Origin of the sequence: Pontibacter oryzae (assembly GCF_003576375.1) — a bacterium.
Taxonomy (GTDB): domain Bacteria; phylum Bacteroidota; class Bacteroidia; order Cytophagales; family Hymenobacteraceae; genus Pontibacter; species Pontibacter oryzae.
The window spans coordinates 1042058-1063497 of sequence record NZ_QWGE01000001.1 but is presented as its reverse complement, the minus strand read 5'-3'; the positions used below and the strand labels follow the sequence as shown (position 1 = coordinate 1063497).

Sequence of the window (21440 nt, the reverse complement as noted above, 5' to 3'; positions counted from 1 at the left end):
GCCTTTATACTTTATTGGTTTATACTTGAAGCTTAGTCTTTCACGCGTTGCAGGGTGGTTCGGGTCTTGCCATCTTTTGAGGCATGGATCATTCGATCGGCCCCGTCCCAGGAAACAAAAGCTGTATCTATGTGCGCGCCGTATCGGATACTGAGAATCTGGCTTTCAGTGTCGTAATAATATCCTCCTTTCAGGCCACGGCCATCTGTGCCAAGTTCCATCCTAAACTGCCCGGATTCTTCGAATACAAACCGCATCGGGCTTTGGCTTACAGTACTATCAATGCCGCTAGCTGCTTTAGCCGCTGTGTCGCTTCCGATTTGCATACTTGTCAGCTTCCAACTCCCAACGATGGTATGGCTTGCTTGCTGCTGTTGTGCCGTGAAGCCGGTAAGTATAAAAAGGGTAAGTATAGCGAGCAGTGCGTTTGGTTTCATGGCAAGGGCGCAGATGAGGGTATAGCGCAATATCTAGTTAATTGTAAGTATAACGCAGATAACCTCGGATAGATTTTAAATGCCTGCCAATAACGGAGCTACTCAGCCTTAGCAGCGGTAAGAGGTAGCGCAGCTTTAACCTTCTGGAAAAACAGAAAATGATACTCTAAAGCATTGCTCCAGTAAGCCCAGGTGTGCGCTCCAGGTCGCTCGATATATTCATGCGGAGTATTGTTGGCCACTAACAGACGGTGCAATTCGCGGTTGTCTTTTATCAGAAAATCATCTAGGCCGCAATCAATAATAAAACGCACCCCGCTGGCTTGTAACTGCGGCGCCATCTGCAGGATAGAGTTAGCCTCGAAGCGCTGCCTGTTTTGTGGTTTTGGCCCAAGCACAGCTTCTATACTTTGTAAAAGCTTTTCCTGCTCAATACCGGCTACGTTCACGGCTCCGCTCATGCTGCCGGCAGCTAAGTATAATTCAGGGTTTCGGGCCGAAATATATAAAGCCCCATGTCCGCCCATGCTCAGGCCAGAAATAAACCGCCCGCTCTTGTTGTTGATGGTTTTATAGTTGCGTTCCACTTCCTGCAGCAGCTCCTGTGTGATAAAGGTCTCGTACTGGCTCGATTTATCCACGGGGCTATCGTAATACCAGCTGCTATAACCGCCATCCGGCGTTACGATGATAAAGTTATACTTGTCGGCCATTTGTTGCAGCAGGCCAGCGGGCTTAGCCGCTTTCAGCCAATTACTAAAATTACCGCTGTAGCCATGCAGCAAGTATAAAACAGGGTAGGGGCCGTTTTTCTTTTTCTGATAATCTGTTGGCGTTACCACTCCAGCCTTCAGCATTTTCTGCATCGAAGCGCTCTGGATGGTAAGCGTGTCTACTTTGGCTTGGGCAGTGAGTATGGTGAAAGTACAGAGAAGGAGTAGAATATAGCGAACGTGTTTCATGTGGTTTGATTGGTGTTGCCAGGGCAAAGTATGAAATTTAAGCAGCTGTTTCAAGTTTCGGAATTGCGGAAGTATGGCTGGTTTCATTTACGCAGGCTGAAAGCTTGCCTCATACTTTACCACAAGCTGGAAGCTCTTGGGAGTATGCAGTATTAAGAAAACAAAAAGCCCCACCAGGCGGCGGGGCTTTTTCTCAACTAAACTTTAAACTTTATGCTACTTTCACTTCTCCGTCGGTAACTCGACGTCGATATTATTAAAACGAATCTCTCCGCTATCTAGTACAGCCTCGACCACAGAATCTTTGTTGATCTTGCCAGACAGTATCTCTTTCGACAACTCGTTCAGTACCTGGCGCTGGATAACGCGCTTCAGCGGGCGTGCACCAAACTGCGGGTCGAAGCCCTGTTCGCCCAGGTAATCCAGCACTTCGTCGGTGGCAACCAGTTGTATGCCTGCTTCTTCCAGGCGCTGCTGGATCTGGCGGAACTGGATGCTCACGATCTTACGGATATCGCCACGGCTGAGCGGACGGAACATTACCAGCTCATCAATACGGTTCAGGAACTCCGGCCTCACCGACTTTTTCAGCAGGTCAAACACTTCCTCTTTTGTTTGCTCCACTACCTCGTCGTGGTTCAGCGGCGTCATCTTCTCAAAATTGCTTTGGATGATGTGCGAACCGATGTTCGAGGTCATGATGATGATCGTGTTCTTAAAGTTCACCACACGGCCTTTGCTGTCGGTCAGGCGACCATCGTCGAGTACCTGCAGAAGTATGTTAAACACATCCGGGTGCGCTTTCTCAATCTCATCCAGCAGCACCACAGAGTATGGCTTACGGCGGATAGCTTCGGTCAGCTGGCCACCTTCGTCGTAGCCCACGTATCCCGGAGGCGCACCAATCAGGCGGCTCACCGCATGGCGCTCCTGGTACTCACTCATGTCGATGCGTACCATCGCGTTATCATCGTTAAAGAGGTAATCGGCCAGCGCCTTGGCAAGCTCGGTTTTACCCACACCGGTTGTGCCCAGGAAGATGAACGAACCGATTGGGCGCTTCGGGTCCTGCATACCGGCACGGCTGCGGCGCACAGCATCCGAGATGGCCTCAATTGCCTCCTCTTGGCCAGCCACGCGTTTACCCAGTTCGGCTTCCAAGTTCAGTAGTTTCTCGCGGTCGCTTTGCAGCATTTTGCTAACTGGAATACCGGTCCATTTGGCTACAATTTCGGCAATGTCTTCTGAATTCACTTCTTCCTTCAGCATCGGGTTCTCGCCCTGCATCTGGCGTACCTGCTCCTGCAGCTCCTTCAGGTGCGCCTCGGCTTCCTGAATCTTGCCGTAGCGCAATTCCGCCACACGGCCATAGTCGCCGCTGCGCTCGGCCTGCTCGGCCTCCAGTTTATAGTTCTCGATGTTCTCTTTCTCTTTCTGGATGCCCTCGATGATCTGCTTTTCGTTCTGCCATTTGGCTTTCATGTCATCGCGCCTGCCGCTCAGGTCGGCAATTTCCTTGGAGAGAACGGTTTCCTTATCCTTATCATTCTCACGGCGGATGGCCTCGCGCTCAATCTCCAACTGCATGATGCGGCGCTGCAACTCATCCAGTTCTACCGGCAAGGAGTCGATCTCGATGCGCAGCTTGGCAGCTGCCTCGTCCATCAGGTCAATGGCCTTGTCTGGCAAAAAGCGGTCGGTAATATAGCGGTTCGATAGCTCCACTGCGGCAATAATGGCATCATCCTTAATGCGCACGCCGTGGTGCACCTCATATTTATCCTTGATACCGCGAAGTATGGAAATGGCATCCGGCACGTTAGGCTCATCCACCATCACGGCCTGGAAACGTCGTTCCAGCGCTTTGTCCTTCTCGATATACTTCTGATATTCTTTGAGTGTCGTCGCACCGATGGCATGCAGCTCGCCACGCGCCAAAGCTGGTTTCAGCAGGTTGGCTGCGTCCATGGCGCTCTCGCCACCAGCACCGGCACCGATCAGGGTATGGATTTCATCAATGAAAAGTATGATCTCACCTTCGGCATCGGTTACCTCTTTAATTACCGCCTTCAGGCGCTCCTCAAACTCGCCTTTATACTTGGCGCCTGCCACCAGCAGACCCATGTCCAGGCTCATCAGGGTTTTATTTTTCAGGTTTTCGGGCACGTCGCCGGAAACCATGCGTTGGGCCAGGCCTTCCACGATGGCGGTTTTACCCACGCCTGGCTCACCGAGCAGTACCGGGTTGTTCTTGGTGCGGCGGCTCAGGATCTGCAGCACGCGCCTAATTTCCTCGTCGCGGCCAATTACCGGGTCAATCTTACCGGCACGAGCCAGCTCGTTCAGGTTTTTAGCGTAGCGCTTCAGCGAGTTATACTTGGCCTCGGCATTCTGATCCGTTACTTTGGCTCCGCCGCGCAGTTCTTTAATGGCTTTTTTAAGGTCTTTCTCGTTGAAGCCAACATCCTTCATCAGGCCCGCCACTTTATCGCGGCCGGCCAGCAGGCCTAGTAGCATGTGCTCGATGGCCACATACTCATCGCCGAACTCCTTTAAGTAGGAAGTGGCTTTTTGCAGGGCTGCATTCGCATCGTTAGCCAAGTACGGACCGCCACCGCTCACTTTTGGGTAAGCCGCTACAATCTCGTCCAGCTTGGTGTGCAGAATGTTACCGTTGATGTTCAGTTTCTGGAGCAGAAAGTTGGTTACGTTCTCGTCTGTCTCCAGTATCGCTTTCAGTATATGCCCAGTCTCTATAGCCTGCTGCTGATTGCCACCAGCTATCTCGGTAGCCTTCTGGATGGCTTCCTGGGCTTTGATGGTATAGTTATTAAAGTTCATATTGCTTTACCTGTTTTCCCTTAGTCTTAATTCTACGAGCTTTATAGCAAAGGATACACCATTGGTATTTTAAGATGGTTTTTATGTAATTTTGGCAGGCTTTAAAGGTGTGTTTAGAAGAAATTCGGACTTTTTGTCTGAATCAGGATTTGCAGGAATGTATAGCTGTACCGGGTCCAACCACCCCTAACCCCTCCTTGTTTAAGGAGGGGAATTCAGATATTACTATGGTTTCTTTTTAAGCTTTCTGATTCCTGTTCATTTGTAATATAATACACAAATTACGTATTACAAGGCAGTTGCTATTACTAATGAATCTCGAAATCCAGTGTAAATTCCCCTCCTTAGACAAGGATGGGCGGGGGGGGTGGAATCAGTAAAATAGAAAAATCCTGACCATCCGAAAATCCTGCAAATCCTGATTTAGACAAGCTTCTTAAACACTGCTGCATAATGGTCTGCAAGCCTAGTTGGTTCGGGGAGTTTGTGTTTCAGGGCGCAATGCATGGCAATATCAGTGGCAGATTGTAGGTCTATCAGGTGGCCAGGCGATACAAAAACAGGCTTGATGTTATCCTTGGTCCTTACTACGTTTGCTATTACTTCATCTTTATAAACTAAGGGAGCAATTGCGCCTTTGGTAGCGGCAGGTTCGTTATACTTGCCTACCAATACTTTCTTGGCCACGCCCATGGTGGGTTTGTTGAGGTGCAGGCCCAGGTGCGTGGCAATGCCCAGGCGGCGCGGGTGCGAAATGCCGTGTCCATCCACCATAATCAGGTCAGGCTTTTGCTGCAACTTTTCGTAGGCTTTAAGCAAGTTTGGTGCTTCGCGAAAAGACAGGAATCCAGGAATATACGGCAGGTCAACCGCGCCATGGTGCCATACTTTCTCCACTACCTCCAACCTTGGATAAGTTAGAAGTATGAATACAGATAGTATCGTGTCTTCGCCGATAAACGAGGAGTCGCAGCCGGCAATATACTTTAACTCGAAATCCGGTTTCTGGAGAATAATATTCCCCTGCATTTGCCGCTGTTGCGCAGTAAGTTCCTGTAACACTTTTGGGTCGGGTGGGGGTGCATCAAATCGTTTGTAGTAAGGCATAAGTATAATTTTGAATGACTGATTAACTGAATTTTGAATATGTGGTTAATGCATACGTGCTTTTTATTCAATCATTCAAAAGTCAATTATTCAAAATTACTTAAGCGCTGCAAGGTATGCGGAGGTCGGCAAACAGTAAAAACCAGCTGCCATTTCGGTAACCAAAGTGAAAGCGATAAGCCGTGGCTGTATGCAGCACCGTAATGGCCACCTGCTTCTGTAACTGCTGCACCTGTTGGGCGTGCGCCTGGCTCAGGCTGGCATACTTCCACATATCGGTAGTTTGGAACGCGCTGGTATTGGTACTGTAAAAACAGCCATCTTCGGCAAAGCCAGTTGCGTTGCCACCCATTGTAGCGCAGTCAAAGTTTGGTAAACTTTGGCGCAACTGTAATTGGCAGGTCCGGATCTCCTGATTTATACTTGTGAAAGGCCGTTCCTGGTACTCGCGTTTCACGGCTTGCATATTTGAGAAATGGGTATACGTGGGCAACGCGCCGGGTTGCTCTATCAACCAAAAACCTTGCTGCGGATCTATAAACGCATTTAACGCCGCTATGTCGCTGGCTTGCAAGGCATTGAAAAACTGCTCGAAAGCGTCTTCGAAAGAAGTGGTGTCTGTACTTGCACTTTGGCCTTTGCGGGCGGACTCTTCCTGCACAGCTTCCAACGATTCGGAGCCTTGTATTTCTTTCGGTTGCTCGTTACAGCTGCAAAGTATGAGCAGGCAAGTATAAATGAACGTTGGTACGCGTGTCATTGCTGTGTTTTTGGGTGTGGAAGTATACTTTGAGCATACGAGTTTCGCTGTGTTTCTTCGCTTATAAAGCGGACATGGTTTTGATGTTCTGTTTTTTTGTTGATGAATCGGTAGTTTTCGCCTTTTGCAGGGAGTATGATATAATCAACATGGCAATTTTAAGCTTGTGGACTGATTATTTTGGTCTTTCAGGCTAGTTGAGTCGGAGACTCAACATTTATACTTAAGCACGAATCTGGAGATTCGCGCCAGGAGTAGTAAGACAATTTACTTTTGTTTTGGTGAGGGCCAGCATTGTAGTTTATACTCATAATAAGATAGGGTTGGGCAATGATTTTTAACTCTGGCATGGAGAAAAACAGAGAATGTAGCACATAACTTGAGCTGAATTTAGCTACAGTCAAATCAATCTAATTAAATTGTAAGTAGTTGATATACAAATAGTTGAATTTTGTTTGTGATTTAGCAAGATGGCTTTATACTTTCTGAACTTTGGTTAGGTGAGGTCGTAGTCTTTAATAGGCAGCGCCGGAGTTGCCACAAACACGAATAAACTATGGCAAAATATACTATCAACGACAGCGTGCGCATTGATGTGCAGGGCATTTCTTTAATTGGGGATTTAAGCATCCCTGAAAAAGCTGCTGGTATAATTGTTTTCTCGCATGGTAGTGGCAGCAGCCGGCTCAGCACACGAAACCGCGCTGTGGCCGAGCACCTGCAGCGCGCAGGTTTTGCCACACTGCTCTTCGACCTGCTAACCGAGGAAGAGGACCGCGATACAAGCCAGCGCTTCAACATCCCGAAGCTCACGCAGCGCCTAATAGACACCACGTATTGGCTGCAGAAGGACCCACGCACGCAAGCTCTTAACATCGGCCTTTTTGGTGCGAGCACCGGGGCAGCTTCTGCTGTAGGAGCCGCCGCCGCCGAGGGCCCCAACATCATTAAAGCGGTGGTAAGCCGTGGCGGCCGCCCCGACTTGGCCGACGCCGTGCTGCCTGACCTGCAAGTGCCCACGCTGCTGCTTGTTGGCGGCAAAGACGAAGAAGTGCTAGAGTTGAACAAGCAGGCACAGGACCGGATGCAGTGCATCAAAGACCTGGAGATTGTGCCGGATGCCACGCACTTGTTTGAAGAGCCCGGCGCCTTGGAAATGGTTGCCCAACTCGCCACCGATTGGTTCCGGAAACATATACTGGCCAGCAAGCAGCAGCCGCTACACCAGAACCAGCCGTGAGGGAAAATGCTGAATAATTGATTTCTGAATAATCGGATGATCAATATATTGGCTCAGCACCTGGTAAAAAGGTATAGGCACGCAATATATTCAGCCATTCAGAACTCAGTTATTCAAAATTAGAAAGCCATGGATATAATCAGAAACAGGCAAGAGGCCGCGGAACTACTGGCAATACAGCTAGCAAAGTATAAAGGCCAGAAAGGTGTGGTGCTAGCTATACCGCGGGGCGGTGTGCCACTGGGTGCATATATTGCCAATCAACTAGGAATGCCCTTGGAGGTGACGCTAACTAAAAAAATAGGGCACCCCCAGAATTCTGAGTTCGCAATAGGGGCAGTAAGCTTGGACAGCGTGGTAGTGGATGAACGCGCAGATGTATCTGAAATATATATCGCCGAAGAGACCACACGCATACGGCGGAGCTTGAAAGAGAAGTACAAACTCTTTATGGGCGAGCGGCAGCATATCCCGCTGGGTGATAGGGTGGTGATTATTGTAGACGATGGCATTGCAACAGGAAAAACCCTAGAGGCAACCATTAAGCTTATCAAGAAGGAGCAACCCCGCAAAATTGTTGTAGCAGTGCCTGTTGCCCCACCTTCAGCCGGAGAGCATTTCAGCCAGTTAGCCGATGATTTCGTTTGCCTGATGCTGCCAAGTGGTTTTCAGGCAGTGGGGCAGTTTTATGAGGAGTTCGGTCAGGTAAGTGATGACGAGGTAGTAAAGCTGATGCAAGAGCAGGACAAATCCTGACCAGCTATTTAAGTATAAACATGCTCTGGAAAATGCTGTTGCCAGTTACTACGCGCACCAAGTATAAACCTGCACCTTGCAAAGTATGCGTCGGAATACGCGTATGCACGCTGCCATACTTGCTCTTCAACGCATCCTCATAATGCACCAGTTTTCCGTGACTTGTATAAACATGTATTTCTGCCTGAGGATCGGCCTCGTGGTGCTGCAGATGTACGTTTACATGAGTTAAGCCGCTACTGCTGGTCGGGTATACTTTTAAAGCTTGTTTATACTGGGTTACATCTAACCTTATAAACTTGGAATAACTACTGCTACCATCGGTGTCAACCTGTTTCAGGCGATAATACCAACTCCCCGGCATTGCCGCAGAATCCACAAACGAATAGGCCTGTGCAATGTTAGTAGTGCCTGCGCCCTGCACTTTTCCGATCGCCTGAAATGAATCGACGTCTCTGGCGCGTTGTACCTCAAAGTATGCGTTATTGGTTTCTGAGGCGGTTTGCCAATGGAGTTCCGCCAGCCCCTGTGCATTTATTTTGCCGCTAAACTCCATAAGTTCCACAGGAAGCGGTGCGAGGTATGACTGTATAGCGGCAAACCACTTCTGCGCCATTTTCTCCTCACCAGATGCGTTTGGATGGACATTGTCATGGGTATCCGCAACTGCATCGAAAGATGTATGCTGATCTACAAGAATTATACTTGAAGTAGGCGTAGTGTATTCTATTGCAAGTTCCTGAATTTTACTATTTAAGGTGATAAGGTCTTCTGGGATTGATGGCTGTAAGTTCGCAGGGATTACTTGCGCTAAAAAGATAGTTATTGTTGGGTTTTTATCCCTTAGCAGATCAATCACTTGCGAGAGTTCTTCCTTTGTTTTAGAAAAGCAGTCCGGATCACTTGGGCACTGCCTAAAAACATCATTCGTACCTAAATGGATGAGTACAATATCCGGGGTATATGTTTGCAGCCATTGCGCTAAATTTCCTTCGCCATTTTTGCCATTTAGGATCTCATCCACGGTCCAGCCCCAATGCCCTTCGTTGCGGTTGGTGTATGTTTTACCTTTGTAAACGGTGCCCTTAACGGCTGGGGCGCCGCCTTCGTTCACATCATGCGAGCCAACAAACTCAAAGTCTATATTTTCATCAACAAGCTTTTGCCAGAGTTTATACCTGTAGCTTGGGCGTTCTTCAATGTCTCTTGTAATACTGCCTTGTGTGATAGAATTGCCCAGACATAAAATTTTATACTGTGCCTGGCTGGGTGTGAGGGTAGAGGCAAAAAACAACACGAGAAGGTACCGGAAAAGGAAAAAGCTGGTAGAGTATAGGTGCCATATGGGTGCCGCTAAAAAGTGTGTAGTAAGCTATTATGGACGTTGTTAAACAACATCTGTTACACCTTCGCCCAAAAACAAGGGCCAACCACACCTGCTTACAGGCAGTAGCTGATTAATTTTAGGCCCTTGCACCATTCTTCGCGTACGACAGGAATGCCGCCTAAAGGGCTAGCCAATATCAAAAAGTCTCTTATATTTGCTATTATAACTTGTATTCACCTCTCTTGTAAGAGGTAGTATAATCTTAAACTGAAAGAATAAAATGACGAAAAAATCAGACACCATTGTTTATACCATTACCGATGAAGCGCCTGCATTAGCAACGCGCTCGTTTTTGCCTATTGTAGAAGCGTTTACAAAAGCAGCCGGTATTAAGGTAGAAACAAGAGATATTTCATTGGCAGGGCGTATACTTGCTGCTTTCCCTGAGAATTTAACGGAGGACCAAAAGCAAAACGACGACCTGGCTTACCTCGGCGATCTCGCTAAAACTCCGGAAGCTAATATTATCAAACTGCCAAACATAAGTGCTTCTATCCCGCAATTAAACGCGGCTATCAAAGAACTGCAGTCGCAAGGGTATAACATTCCAAACTATACTTCAGAGCCTAAAAACGACGAGGAAAAAGATATTAAAGCCCGTTACGCGAAGATTTTGGGTAGCGCCGTAAACCCTGTGTTGCGCGAAGGTAACTCAGATCGTCGTGTGGCTGATGCTGTGAAAAACTACGCCAAGCAACACCCACACTCGATGGGTGCCTGGTCATCCGACTCTAAAACACGCGTTGCCCACATGACGGAAGGCGACTTCTATGGCAGCGAGAAATCGTTTGTGGCTGATAAGGCCACTGAGGTGCGCATTGAGTTTGTTGGTGCCAACGGAGAGACAAAAGTACTGAAAGAGAAAGTTGCCCTGAAAGAAGGCGAAGTGATGGACTCTTCTGTAATGCATGTGGCTGAGTTGAATACTTTCTTTGAGAAAGCGATTGCTGAGGCTAAAGAAGATAACATCTTACTATCGTTGCACCTAAAAGCGACCATGATGAAGGTTTCTGACCCTATCATGTTCGGCCATGCGGTGAAGGTATTCTTCAAAGATACTTTTGCTAAACACGCAGCTACTTTCAAAGAGCTTGGTGTTGATGCTAACAACGGTTTAGGCGACGTTTACAGTAAAATCCAAAACCTATCAGATGACAAGCGTGCTGAGATCGAGGCTGATTTGAAAGCTGAGATGGCGCAGCGCCCTGAACTGGCAATGGTGAACTCTGATAAAGGCATCACTAACCTGCACGTGCCAAGCGATGTGATCATCGACGCATCTATGCCAGCGGCTATCCGTACGTCGGGTAAGATGTGGGGACCGGATGGCAAGCCGAAAGATACGGTGGCTATCATTCCGGATCGTTCGTATGCCGGTATCTACCAGGAAGTTATCAAATTCAACAAAGAGAACGGTGCTTTTGACCCTACAACCATGGGTACTGTGCCGAACATCGGTTTGATGGCACAGAAAGCTGAGGAGTATGGCTCGCATGACAAAACGTTTGAGATGGCTGAGGCTGGTACAGTGCGTATTGTGGATGCTAACGGCAACGTGATGATGGAGCAGGAGGTAGCGCAAGGCGATATCTTCAGAGCTTGCCAGACAAAAGATGTAGCTATCCAAGACTGGGTGAAGTTGGCTGTTACCAGAGCTAGAATCACAAACACACCTGCCATTTTCTGGTTAGATTCAGAGCGTGCTCATGATGCAAACTTGATCAAGAAAGTAGAGAAATATTTACAAGATCACGATACCAACGGACTTGAAATTAAGGTAATGTCTCCGGTTGAGGCAATGCGTTATACTTGCGAGCGTGCCAAGGCGGGCAAAGACACTATCTCGGTAACTGGTAACGTACTTCGTGACTACCTGACTGACTTGTTCCCAATCCTAGAGCTTGGCACAAGTGCAAAAATGCTTTCTATCGTTCCGTTGCTTGACGGAGGTGGATTGTTCGAGACTGGCGCTGGTGGATCTGCACCGAAGCACGTGGAGCAGTTTGTAGAAGAGAATTACCTGCGTTGGGATTCGCTTGGTGAGTTCTTAGCACTAGCTGTTTCTTTAGAGGACCTTGCTTATAAGACCAAGAATGAGAAGGCAGAGGTATTAGCAGAGGCTCTAAACAAAGCAAACGCTGAGTTCCTAGAGAAAGATAAGTCTCCGGCTCGTAAGGTTGGCGGTATCGATAACCGTGGCAGCCATTTCTACCTGGCTATGTACTGGGCACAGGCACTAGCCGAGCAGAACAAAAACCAAGAGCTGAAAGACAGATTCTCTAGCTTAGCGAAAGAGCTAACTGACAATGAGCAGAAGATTGTTGATGAGCAGATTGCAGCTCAAGGCAAGCCAGTTGACATCGGTGGCTACTACCACCCAGATGAAGAGAAAACTAGCAAGGCCATGAGACCTAGTGAAACGTTAAATGCTGCGCTGAATAACTTCTAAGCAGAAGTATAAATTTACATGAGAAAGGCTGCCTGATTAGGCAGCCTTTTTTTGTGTCATTTACATTTATGCAATAAATATGATATATATTATATTTGTGATATAAATCTAAATAATAATGAAGAAGACAATACTTATAATCGTAATGAGCTTTATAAGCTTAAATACGTATGCTCAAACTTTAAACTTAGATCAACTTCTATACATAGTTAAACAAGATGTTGATGATGTTGATTCTTATTTATCAATTAGGAAATGGACATTTAATTCAAGTGAAGATTTAGGTGATTATAACACGAAAGTTACTTGGAATTTCAGTCCTAATATCTATGATTCTGAAAAAGCATTAGCTTGGTTAAATGTGAAGTTTTATGGAGATGGTAATAATTGGTTATACTATCAAACGCCAAGTAAAGAAACTTATACAGTCATAAAGCAGAAAGTCTTATCATATGGTATGAAAAAAATCAGTTCAGGTGCTAATGAAGATGGTATATATTCAACTTATGTTGGACAAAATTATGTAATTGTACTTAGTGTTACTAAGGTTGAGGGTAACTATAGTGATGTAAGCACTAACATTATAAAGATATATCCTAAAACAGATTATTTTGAATACGTTGCTAGTGGAAGAGATATGTAAATAGCATTGTGTCCTAATGCCCACTAATGCCGCAAGTATGGCGATAGCGCAACTTGTGGCTAGCCATGAGGCCAGTTTGTAACTGGCGTTATACTCATGCCGATACATCCGCCAGTTACAAACTGGCAATCACATTTAACCACCAGTTACCGCTGCGCTCAAACTGGCGGTATTTTCGTATAGAGATGGCATGAGCCGAAACTATAAGATAAGGGACCAGAGCAAGCTGCATTTCATCTCGTTTGCTACTATAAACTGGATAGACGTTTTTACTCAGCCTGCTTATAAAGACATTGTGGTTGATAGCCTGAACTACAGTATCAAGCACAAAGGACTTGAAGTATACGCTTGGTGCATTATGTCGAACCACGTGCATCTGATTATTGGCTCTCAAACTGAGAATCAATCCCACATCATCCGCGACCTGAAAAAGCATACTTCTAAAACTATTGTAAAAGCCATTGTTGATAATCCGCAGGAAAGTAGAAAGGAGTGGATGCTCTGGATGTTTGAGCGGGCAGGCAAGCTTAACACCAACAACCAAACGTTTCAGTTCTGGCAGCAACATAACCAGCCTATCGAACTCAACTCAAATTTCCTGATGGATCAAAAGCTGGCTTATATCCACAATAATCCTGTGGAAGCCGGTTTTGTGTACGAGCCAAAGGATTATCCTTACAGTAGTGCTATTGATTATAGTGGAGGAAAAGGAATGGTAGAAATCATACTTATCAATTAAACATACCGCCAGTTTGAGCGAAGCGGTAACTAGCGGTGGGGAGTGGGGCCAGTTTGTAACTGTCATGTTTCGTATTTATACTTTCGCCAGTTACAAACTGGCCTGATGTATAGCCACAAGTTACGCTCACGCTAAACTTGCGGCATGAAAAATTTGTACAAAAAAATGCCCCCTCCTGTTATTAGGAGGGGGCAAGGGGTGGTTAATATCCAAACAATTCTTCTAGCTTCAGCTGCTTCACGTTACCATACTTCTCCAATGCTTTAAAGTTCAGCTTGTCTTTGGAACCGATGACAAGTATAACCTGCGGCTGGCCTTTCACATACTTCTGCTGGAACTCCTGCAGTTGGTCGAAGGTCATGGCATTGGCGCTTTGGTACACGTCCTGGCGGATATCGTAGTTCAGGCCTAGTTTTTTGGCGCGCTCATAGTCGAACAGAATACCGGCTTTGGTGATGCGCTCCGTAGAGATGCTGTTGCGCAACGAGGCCTGCGCGTTCTGGAAGTTGGCATCAGCCAGCGGCATATCGGTAAGCAAGGCCTGCATACCGGCCATGGCCTCTTGCAGCTTATCGGCCTGCGCCCCGATGTAAGACATCAGGTAGTTCGCGCGGTCTTTCTTAGAAGCGGTGCCATAGTATGAATACGTGGAGTAAGCCAGCGCTTTAGACTCACGCAGGTCCTGGAACACGATGCCGCCCATGTACTCGTTATACAGCCTTACTACCGGCACGATATCCTTGCTGTATGGCACCGATTTGCTCAGGAACAGCATTTCGGCCTGTACCATGTTGTAGTCGGCCCAGTATACGGTTGGCTCCTTAATGTCCAGCTCAGCGTATACTTTCTCGGCAGGAACCGGCTTCAGTGTGGAAGGTACTTTATGCCCTTCGTTCAGGGTAGCCGTTAAAGCCTCTGTTTCACGTGGACCATAGTATAACACGCGGTGCTCGTACGTCGGGATGCTCTTGATGATGCTTACCAGTTCCTGCGGTTTCACGGCTTTCAGCTCTTTCTCGCTTAGCAGCGTGTTGAAAGGGTTCTTTTTGCCATACTTAGCGTAGTTTACCATGGCCTGCTGCAAAATCACGCCTTTGTTTTTCTTGGCGTCTTCGCGGGCTTTCAGCGTGCCGGCCACCATGTCGTTCAGGGCTTGCTGGTCTGGTTTGGCGTTGGCGAGCACACTCTCAAACAGGTTTAGGCCCTGTTCGAAGTTTTCGTCCAGTCCGGTGAGGCTCACATATACCTGGTCAGCGCTCGAGAATACATCGAACGAAGTGCCCAGCTTGTAAAACTCCTTCTGCAGCTCCTCGGCGGTATACTTATCGGTACCCAGGTACTTGAGGTAGTTCACGGCCATGCCCAGTTTCTGGTCGTTGTTGGTGCCCATGTCCAGGATGTAGTATAGCTGGAACAGGCCGTTATCCTTATTTTTGGTGTATAGCAGCGGGATGTTCTGCTTCAGTTTGGCTTCTGTTATATCCTTGCTGTAGTCCAGGAAAACAGGCTGCAGCGGCTGCACGTCTTTGGCCATAAAGGCTTTGTAGTAATCCGATTGCGCATCGCGGTTTACAGCTACTGGCGTAATGGCTGGTTTCTCAACTTTCTGAGCGTTCGGGTCTTTGCCGTTGCGCTTGTAAACCAGCACGTAATTGTTGTTGAAGTACTTATTGGCCACATCCATTACTTCCTGCTTCGTGATGCTGGCAAACTCCTCTTGGCGGCTTACATACTTCTGCCACGGCACATCATAAATAAACGCGCTTACAAAGGCATCGGCACGGTTTCCGTTGTCTTCATAGGCTTTCATGGTGTTGATCTTGTCGTTGTTTACCACTGCCTGTATCAGCGATTCATCAAAAGTGCCTTTCTTGATCAGGTCGAGTTGCTTGAGCAGCAAGTCACGCACCTGGTCCAGCGACTGGCCCTGGCGCGGCATGCCTGTCATCCGGAAGGTGCCGTAGTCTTTCATTGGGGTATCGTAGGCGTAAGCCTGCAATACTTTCTGCTGCTGGTTCAGGTTCAGGTCCACCAGGCCGGCTTGCCCGTTGTAAAGCAGGTTGCTGATCATCTGCACTACCAAGGCCTCACGCTCATTTATACCCGGCGTGCGGTAAGCAATAGATACGTTCTCAGCATCCGGTCCTAGCACTTCTTTCACGATCGGCTTCTGAATAGGCTGCTCCTGGGCTACGGTAAAGTTTGGCACCTGGCTTTTGCTAATTCCTCCCCAGTATTTATCAATCAGGCGGATGGTCTGGTCAAAGTCGATGTCGCCGGACATAGCGATGGCCATGTTGTTGGGCACATAATATTGATCGAAGTAATTTTTGATAGCCGTGATCGACGGGTTCTTGAGGTGCTCGATGGTGCCGATGGTGGTTTGCGTGCCGTACTGATGTGTTGGGAATAGCTCAGTGTTGATCACTTCAGCCACTTTGCGGCCATCGCTGTCTAGGGTACGGTTTTTCTCCTCGTAAACAGCCTCCAGTTCCGTGTGGAACAGGCGTGGCACCATTTCCTGGAAGCGGTCAGCCTCCAGCTCCAACCAGCGCTCCAGTTGGTTGCTTGGGATGTCGTTGGTGTAAACCGTCTGGTCTACCCAGGTGTAGGCGTTTGTGCCTTTCGCACCAATGGCCGTGAGCAGCTTGTCGTACTCGTTGGCGATGGCGTACGTGGCGGCCACCCCCGAAACGGAGTCGATCTGAGCGTAGATCTTTTTGCGGGCCGCTTCATCGGTGGTGTTTCTATACTTCTCGTAGAGCGCTTCTATTTTGGCCAGTTCTTCCTGCTCCTTCTGCCAGTCGGCAGTGCCGAGTGCTGTAGTGCCCTTAAACACCATGTGCTCGAGGTAGTGCGCCAGGCCGGTAGCGTCGGCAGGGTCATTTTTAGAGCCGGCGCGCACGGCAATGTATGTCTGGATGCGCGGGGCTTCCTCATAATCCGAAAGGTATACTTTCAGGCCATTGGCTAACGTATAAATGCGGGCGTTCAGCGGGTCGTTAGGTGCTGTTTCATAGGTGTACTCCTTTTGTGCCGGAGCGGTGGCAGTTGCCTCTGTAGCGGATTGCGATTGGTATGCTTCGTTTTTGCATTGCGTGAACGTAAGGCCCAGCGCCAGTAGCAACAAAGAAGAACCTCTGTTTATGGTCATAGTTTTTAGCTGTAGTTTATATATAAAGATAATGCAAAATCTGGAAAATGATGTAACGTTAGGGGTGGTTTTGGCAAAAGCTCTCAGGTTTGCAAGTATGGAGGCTTCTTTTGAGGTGCTTACCATCAGTAAGCCTTAAAACATGGACTAGCAGGTTCGCGGCAGCTTAAGAGCCAAACTAGCATGCCCGGATCAGCGATGTCAAGTAAAGTCAACTTGTAAGGACAGATCGTGATCTGTTCGCGTGATGGCAGCGGTTTAAACGCATATTCGCCCTTAAAACCAAAATCCCCTTCTGAACGCAGAAAGGGATTTTGATAAATATACTCGTTGGCTGCTTATACTTGTCGGTTTAAAAATCGGCATCCAAGCCAAAGCGCTGTTTCAGGTCGATGAGCAGGGGGTATTTATCCGCCAAGTAATTAAACTTGTCAGCCGAAGTATAAAGCTTGCGGCTATCGTCCTGCACCTCTACCACTTCAGCGGTTAGTTTTATACTTCGGTTGCCTAGCTGTTGCTTCAATTCGCGCAAGATGTCTGGGCGAATGGCTGTAAACTGATCCATCATCACGTGGTTCTCCAAGTGAAGTATGATCTCGTTGTCCTGCGTTACGTGGTATTGGCGGTTTAGGAGCGTGAACTCCATCATGTTCTCGGCCTTCTTGCGGCGCAGAATGCTATGCCATACGTTCTTCAGCTTTGCTTCATCCACAGGTATCACTGCGCTGTAAGCGGTGTCTTCCTCCTCTTCGGCTATTGCTACCTCAGCCACAGCAACTGGCGCGTTCTGTAAGTCTTTCAGGCTGGGTAGCTTACCCAGTTTCTTCTGCGGAGGCAGTTGCAGGCCGGCGCGTGGTTTATCCGGCCCACGCTCCGGGCCAGAGCCTGGCGGTGTTTGCGGCGTACCAGGGGCAATATGCGCATCTGGCGTTACATGTTGCGGCTTTGGGGCCTCCTGCAATCCTTCGGAGGGCACATGCGTTGGCGTGTGCGGCGGCTGCAATCGCTCCGACGGCACACTGCCCGGCGCTGACTGTTGCATCTGGGCCGATGGCGGCGCAGACGATGTAGTGGCACCTGCTGAACCGGTAGCGGCTGGTGCCGGCGCTGCTACCTTAGCTTTTTTTGATACGTCGCCTTCCTGCGCAAAACTTAGCGCAGCGTTCAGGTGGGCCATCTTCATCAGGCACAGTTCCACGTGCAGGCGCTGATTTTTGCTGCTTTTATAGTTTGTGTCGCAGGTGCTAACCAGGTTAAGGCCCGACAGCAGGAACGACACAGAGGCCTTCTGCGACTGCTCGGCATACTTGGCCTTTATGTTATCCGATACCTCCAGCAGCTGCACCGTTTGTGGGTCTTTGCACACCAGCAGGCTACGGAAATGCTCGCCAATGCCAATCAGGAAGTTGTGCGCGTCAAACCCGTTTTTTAGGATATCATCGAACAGCAGCAGCGAGCCCGACAGGTTCTGCGTGAGCAAGTGGTCTGTGAGGCGGAAGTAGTAATCATAATCCAGGATATGCAGGTTCTCTACCGTAGATTTATACGTCACGTTACTGCCTGAGAAAGTCACCATCTGGTCGAAAATCGACAGGGCATCGCGCAAGGCTCCATCGGCTTTCTGTGAGATCAGGTGCAGGGCATCCTGCTCGGCCTGTATACTTTCTTTTTGAGCGATGCTGCCCAGGTGGCGCACCATGTCCTCTATTCGGATGCGGTTGAAATCAAAAATCTGGCAACGCGAAAGTATGGTCGGGATGATCTTGTGGCGCTCGGTGGTGGCAAGTATGAATATGGCATAGGATGGCGGCTCCTCCAGCGTCTTCAGAAAGGCGTTGAAGGCCTGGTTCGAGAGCATGTGCACCTCATCTATAATGTAGATCTTATACTTGCCGGTTTGCGGCGCATAGCGCACCTGTTCCACCAGGTTCCGGATGTCCTCTACCGAGTTGTTGGAGGCGGCATCGAGCTCGTGTATGTTAAAGGAACTGTTGGAGTTAAAGCTGCGGCACGACTCGCACTCGTTGCAGGCCTCAATCTCCGGAGTGATGTTCTGGCAGTTAATGGTTTTGGCCAAAATACGGGCACAGGTGGTTTTGCCCACACCTCTCGGCCCGCAGAAAAGAAAGGCCTGCGCCAGATGCTTACTGCTGATGGCGTTTTTAAGGGTATTGGTTATATGATGCTGCCCCACCACGCTGTCGAACGTGGTCGGACGGTATTTACGCGCTGATACTACAAAATTTTCCATTACTACAAAGATAATCAAACTGGAGGTGAGATGGGAGTGCTTTTTATCCAGTACCTGTCACTTACCCGTGGGTGAGACAAGTTAAAGTGATTGAAAGTTAAAAGAGAGGCTTAAAGTGCTGTAGTAAGCCTCTAATTATCTAACAGATTTATACCCTTCTAAAATTCCCCTCTTAGAAAGCACCAACTGCCACAGTTGGTTATTGCGTGCCCTAAACGAGCCTGCGCTAGAAAGTAGGTAGTATTTCCACATGCGATAGAAACGCTCGCCATACTTAGCCCGCAGTTGTTCCCAGTTTGAGTTAAAATTATGGAACCAAGCCATAAGGGTAGAATCGTAATATGGTCCGAAATTGTGCCAGTCTTCCGCTACAAAAGTATGCTCCATGGCTGCGCCCAGCTGTTTTACGGAAGGGATAAGGCAGTTTGGGAAAATATAAGCATCTATAAATGGGTCGGCTGATGTTTTAGAGTAATTGACCCCGATGGTATGCAACAGGAAAAGCCCGTCGTCTTTTAGGCAGCGCGCTGCGGTTTTTAAATAGGTGCGATGGTTCTTATACCCCACATGTTCGGCCATGCCTATGGATACCACATGGTCAAAAGTCTCATTCACATCGCGGTAATCCTGTAGCCGAAGCTCCACAGGCAGGCCTTTGCACATTTCCCTTCCTAATTCTACCTGCTCCTTCGATACAGTAACCCCAACCACTTCTGCGCCATACTTTTCGGCTGCAAATTTTGCAAAGCTGCCCCAGCCACAGCCAATGTCAAGCACTCGCTGCCCTGGCTGTAACCTTATTTTCCTGCAGATCAGATCCAGCTTGTTTTCTTGCGCTTGGTCAAGGGTATCTGCGTTTTCCCAATAGCCGCAGCTGTATACCATCCGCTTATCGAGCATCAGTTGGTAAAGGTCATTCCCTATGTCATAGTGTCGTTGCGCATTTCGTGCTGCTTTGCCTTTAGCTTGCATGTTTAAGGTTTTAGCCAGTAGTATTTGTAGAATGGTTTTCAAGCCAAACTTAGCCTGCTTGTAAAGATCAGCCCGAACCACTTTAAAGGCGAATTGATCTATTTGTTTGCTATCCCACCAACCATCCATGTAAGACTCGCCCAAACCTAAGGCCCCTTCTGTAAGTACGCGCTTGTAAAACCTGTCGTCGCGTACCTGAATGTCCCACGGGTCAGTGCCATTAAGTTTAACGTCAGCGATGGCTAAAATATCAGTGACTTGCTGCTGTAGGCTGGCGGCGCTCATTGTTCAGAAGTATAAAGTATAAGTTATTGATATGTTATGTTTTATGCTGGTTTGAGTATGAACGGAAGCAACAAATATTAGTTGAAATCAGACCTTCAACGCCAGGCTACAAAGCTGATGGGAATGGCCTAGTGGTACTGCTAAAAGCCAACAGTGACTTCGGGGAATGTTTAAAAGGAAACAGGAGCGGATAAATAAAGTATGAGTTGACAGGGGCCCCTTTAAAGAACAACTTGCTAAACGGTATACAGCGTAACTACCACCACTGCAAAGCTGCACACAAACAGCAGAAAACTGTAAGCAAAAAACAGAAGGAAAAACTTAGAGATAGTCCGCCAGCGTGAGTTGCCATAAATGTTGCGCATCGACCGGTAGATGTACCAAAGAATGATGATGCTGCCCAGCAACGAAAGCCAATCCGAAAGGAAAGGCATAATCCAGCTAAGTATGATTAGGAGCGAGATAAAAAGAAACATGAATGAGTGAATGTGGATAGAATAGATTAGGTGCTCCACATATAGTTTAGGCGACCGCCAGTGCACAAGCTTAAGTATGAGTGCAAACAGCGGCAAAAGTATAAACATGATCTTTGGAAGGTGGCTTACCAGTTTATTCTTGAAAAGCTCGCTGCTCAGGTCGTTAGTGGCAACTTCTTTAAATTTGGCCTTTAAAGAATGTATTACTCCTGTTTCTTCTGCTTCCTCTCCAGCGGCATGGGTTTGTTCAGCGTTAGCGGCAGGCTTTTTATAGCTAACTGCTTTGTTGGGTCTTGCCTGGCTGGTGTCCAGGGCTGCCTCAGTTTTATCAAGCATAGTATAGGTGTAAGCCGCTGTTTTCTCTGATATCTCTCCGGCGGTTACATCTTCGTTCAGTTTGTTCTTTGCCAGGCTAACGGCCTTTCTTATATTTTCTTTCTCCGTGGCTGGTTTTGCAGCCGCTGTGTTGTCGTCAATAATTTCGCGTTTGTTGATGTTGGTATTTGCCGTAAACAGGAAGAAAAACAAGATGCTGATGAAGATGTACATACTCACCGGGTTTAGGTGAGAGGCCCTTTTACCGGCAAAATATTCTTTGGTGAGGTAACCGGGTTTAGTAAAAAGCGGAACGATGCTGTTGAAGAGCTTAGACTCGAAGTGAAAGTAATGGCCTACGCTGTGCAGGGCCAGGTGCAGAAAGTCCTCGTGTAGCTCTAAGTTTTCCTGGCCACAGCTTGGGCAAAATTTATCGTGCACCGTGGTGCCGCAGTTCAGACAGTTCTTTTCAGAGCGGTAATGTTTTTTCATGTCAGCCTATGTTCTGCTTTCGAGCTAAATATTAGAAATTAATCCCAAGGCAAGGTTTGTACTTCCTATCACTAAAGTTAATAAACAAAACCAATTTGTAAGGGTGTAACCTTAGGATTTTGATGGCACAGAGTATAAAAAAAAGTTAGCTCCTGAACGGAAGCTACTTTTCTG

15 protein-coding genes are annotated in these 21440 nt (G+C 47.8%); 5 read left to right on the top strand and 10 right to left on the bottom strand.

Annotated features, from left to right (window positions below; genetic code table 11):
- Positions 1 to 32: 32 nt before the first annotated feature.
- The 5 genes from D1627_RS04390 to D1627_RS04370 form a co-directional block, all read right to left on the bottom strand.
- The gene (locus D1627_RS04390) at positions 33 to 437 is read right to left on the bottom strand and encodes a hypothetical protein (protein ID WP_147383209.1); all 405 of its coding nucleotides are present in this window, start codon (positions 435 to 437) and stop codon (positions 33 to 35) included.
- Between the two features lie 98 nt (positions 438 to 535).
- Positions 536 to 1399, bottom strand: coding sequence for an alpha/beta hydrolase (locus D1627_RS04385; protein ID WP_119431119.1), 864 nt, complete (start codon positions 1397 to 1399; stop codon positions 536 to 538).
- A 222-nt stretch (positions 1400 to 1621) separates the two neighbouring features.
- Entirely contained in the window at positions 1622 to 4240 is a 2619-nt protein-coding gene (clpB, locus tag D1627_RS04380) for an ATP-dependent chaperone ClpB (protein ID WP_119430956.1), read from the bottom strand.
- Between the two features lie 423 nt (positions 4241 to 4663).
- Positions 4664 to 5347 carry a deoxyribonuclease V gene (gene nfi / locus D1627_RS04375; protein WP_119430955.1) on the bottom strand — a complete coding sequence of 228 codons (684 nt, stop codon included), beginning with the start codon at positions 5345 to 5347 and terminating at the stop codon, positions 4664 to 4666.
- Positions 5348 to 5447: 100 nt separating this feature from the next.
- Entirely contained in the window at positions 5448 to 6107 is a 660-nt protein-coding gene (locus tag D1627_RS04370; protein WP_119430954.1) for a hypothetical protein, read from the bottom strand.
- A 556-nt stretch (positions 6108 to 6663) separates the two neighbouring features.
- On the opposite strand from D1627_RS04370, the gene D1627_RS04365 reads away from it, so the two are divergent.
- Both D1627_RS04365 and D1627_RS04360 read left to right on the top strand, forming a co-directional pair.
- Positions 6664 to 7347 (top strand): dienelactone hydrolase family protein, encoded by a 684-nt coding sequence (locus tag D1627_RS04365; protein ID WP_119430953.1) that lies wholly within the window; start codon positions 6664 to 6666, stop codon positions 7345 to 7347.
- 129 nt (positions 7348 to 7476) lie between these two features.
- Positions 7477 to 8103 (top strand): phosphoribosyltransferase, encoded by a 627-nt coding sequence (locus tag D1627_RS04360; protein WP_119430952.1) that lies wholly within the window; start codon positions 7477 to 7479, stop codon positions 8101 to 8103.
- Between the two features lie 4 nt (positions 8104 to 8107).
- On the opposite strand, the gene D1627_RS04355 is transcribed toward D1627_RS04360, so the two are convergent.
- Positions 8108 to 9400, bottom strand: coding sequence for a GDSL-type esterase/lipase family protein (locus D1627_RS04355; RefSeq protein WP_119430951.1), 1293 nt, complete (start codon positions 9398 to 9400; stop codon positions 8108 to 8110).
- 310 nt (positions 9401 to 9710) lie between these two features.
- Between D1627_RS04355 and D1627_RS04350 the strand changes: the two genes are divergently transcribed.
- The 3 genes from D1627_RS04350 to D1627_RS04340 all read left to right on the top strand — a co-directional run bounded on the left by D1627_RS04350 (position 9711) and on the right by D1627_RS04340 (position 13321).
- Positions 9711 to 11939, top strand: a complete 2229-nt coding sequence (locus tag D1627_RS04350) for an NADP-dependent isocitrate dehydrogenase (protein ID WP_119430950.1) — start codon at positions 9711 to 9713, stop codon at positions 11937 to 11939.
- A 118-nt stretch (positions 11940 to 12057) separates the two neighbouring features.
- The gene (locus tag D1627_RS04345; protein ID WP_119430949.1) at positions 12058 to 12582 is read left to right on the top strand and encodes a hypothetical protein; all 525 of its coding nucleotides are present in this window, start codon (positions 12058 to 12060) and stop codon (positions 12580 to 12582) included.
- A gap of 190 nt (positions 12583 to 12772) precedes the next feature.
- Entirely contained in the window at positions 12773 to 13321 is a 549-nt protein-coding gene (locus D1627_RS04340; RefSeq protein ID WP_119430948.1) for an REP-associated tyrosine transposase, read from the top strand.
- A gap of 202 nt (positions 13322 to 13523) precedes the next feature.
- On the opposite strand, the gene D1627_RS04335 is transcribed toward D1627_RS04340, so the two are convergent.
- From D1627_RS04335 to D1627_RS04320, 4 genes are all read right to left on the bottom strand, one after another.
- Positions 13524 to 16475, bottom strand: a complete 2952-nt coding sequence (locus D1627_RS04335) for a M16 family metallopeptidase (RefSeq protein ID WP_233555507.1) — start codon at positions 16473 to 16475, stop codon at positions 13524 to 13526.
- A gap of 352 nt (positions 16476 to 16827) precedes the next feature.
- Positions 16828 to 18726, bottom strand: a complete 1899-nt coding sequence (locus D1627_RS04330; protein WP_119430947.1) for a DNA polymerase III subunit gamma/tau — start codon at positions 18724 to 18726, stop codon at positions 16828 to 16830.
- A gap of 135 nt (positions 18727 to 18861) precedes the next feature.
- Positions 18862 to 19983, bottom strand: a complete 1122-nt coding sequence (gene cfa / locus D1627_RS04325) for a cyclopropane fatty acyl phospholipid synthase (protein ID WP_119430946.1) — start codon at positions 19981 to 19983, stop codon at positions 18862 to 18864.
- A 236-nt stretch (positions 19984 to 20219) separates the two neighbouring features.
- Positions 20220 to 21266, bottom strand: a complete 1047-nt coding sequence (locus D1627_RS04320; protein WP_119430945.1) for a DUF3667 domain-containing protein — start codon at positions 21264 to 21266, stop codon at positions 20220 to 20222.
- Between the last annotated feature and the right edge of the window lie 174 nt (positions 21267 to 21440).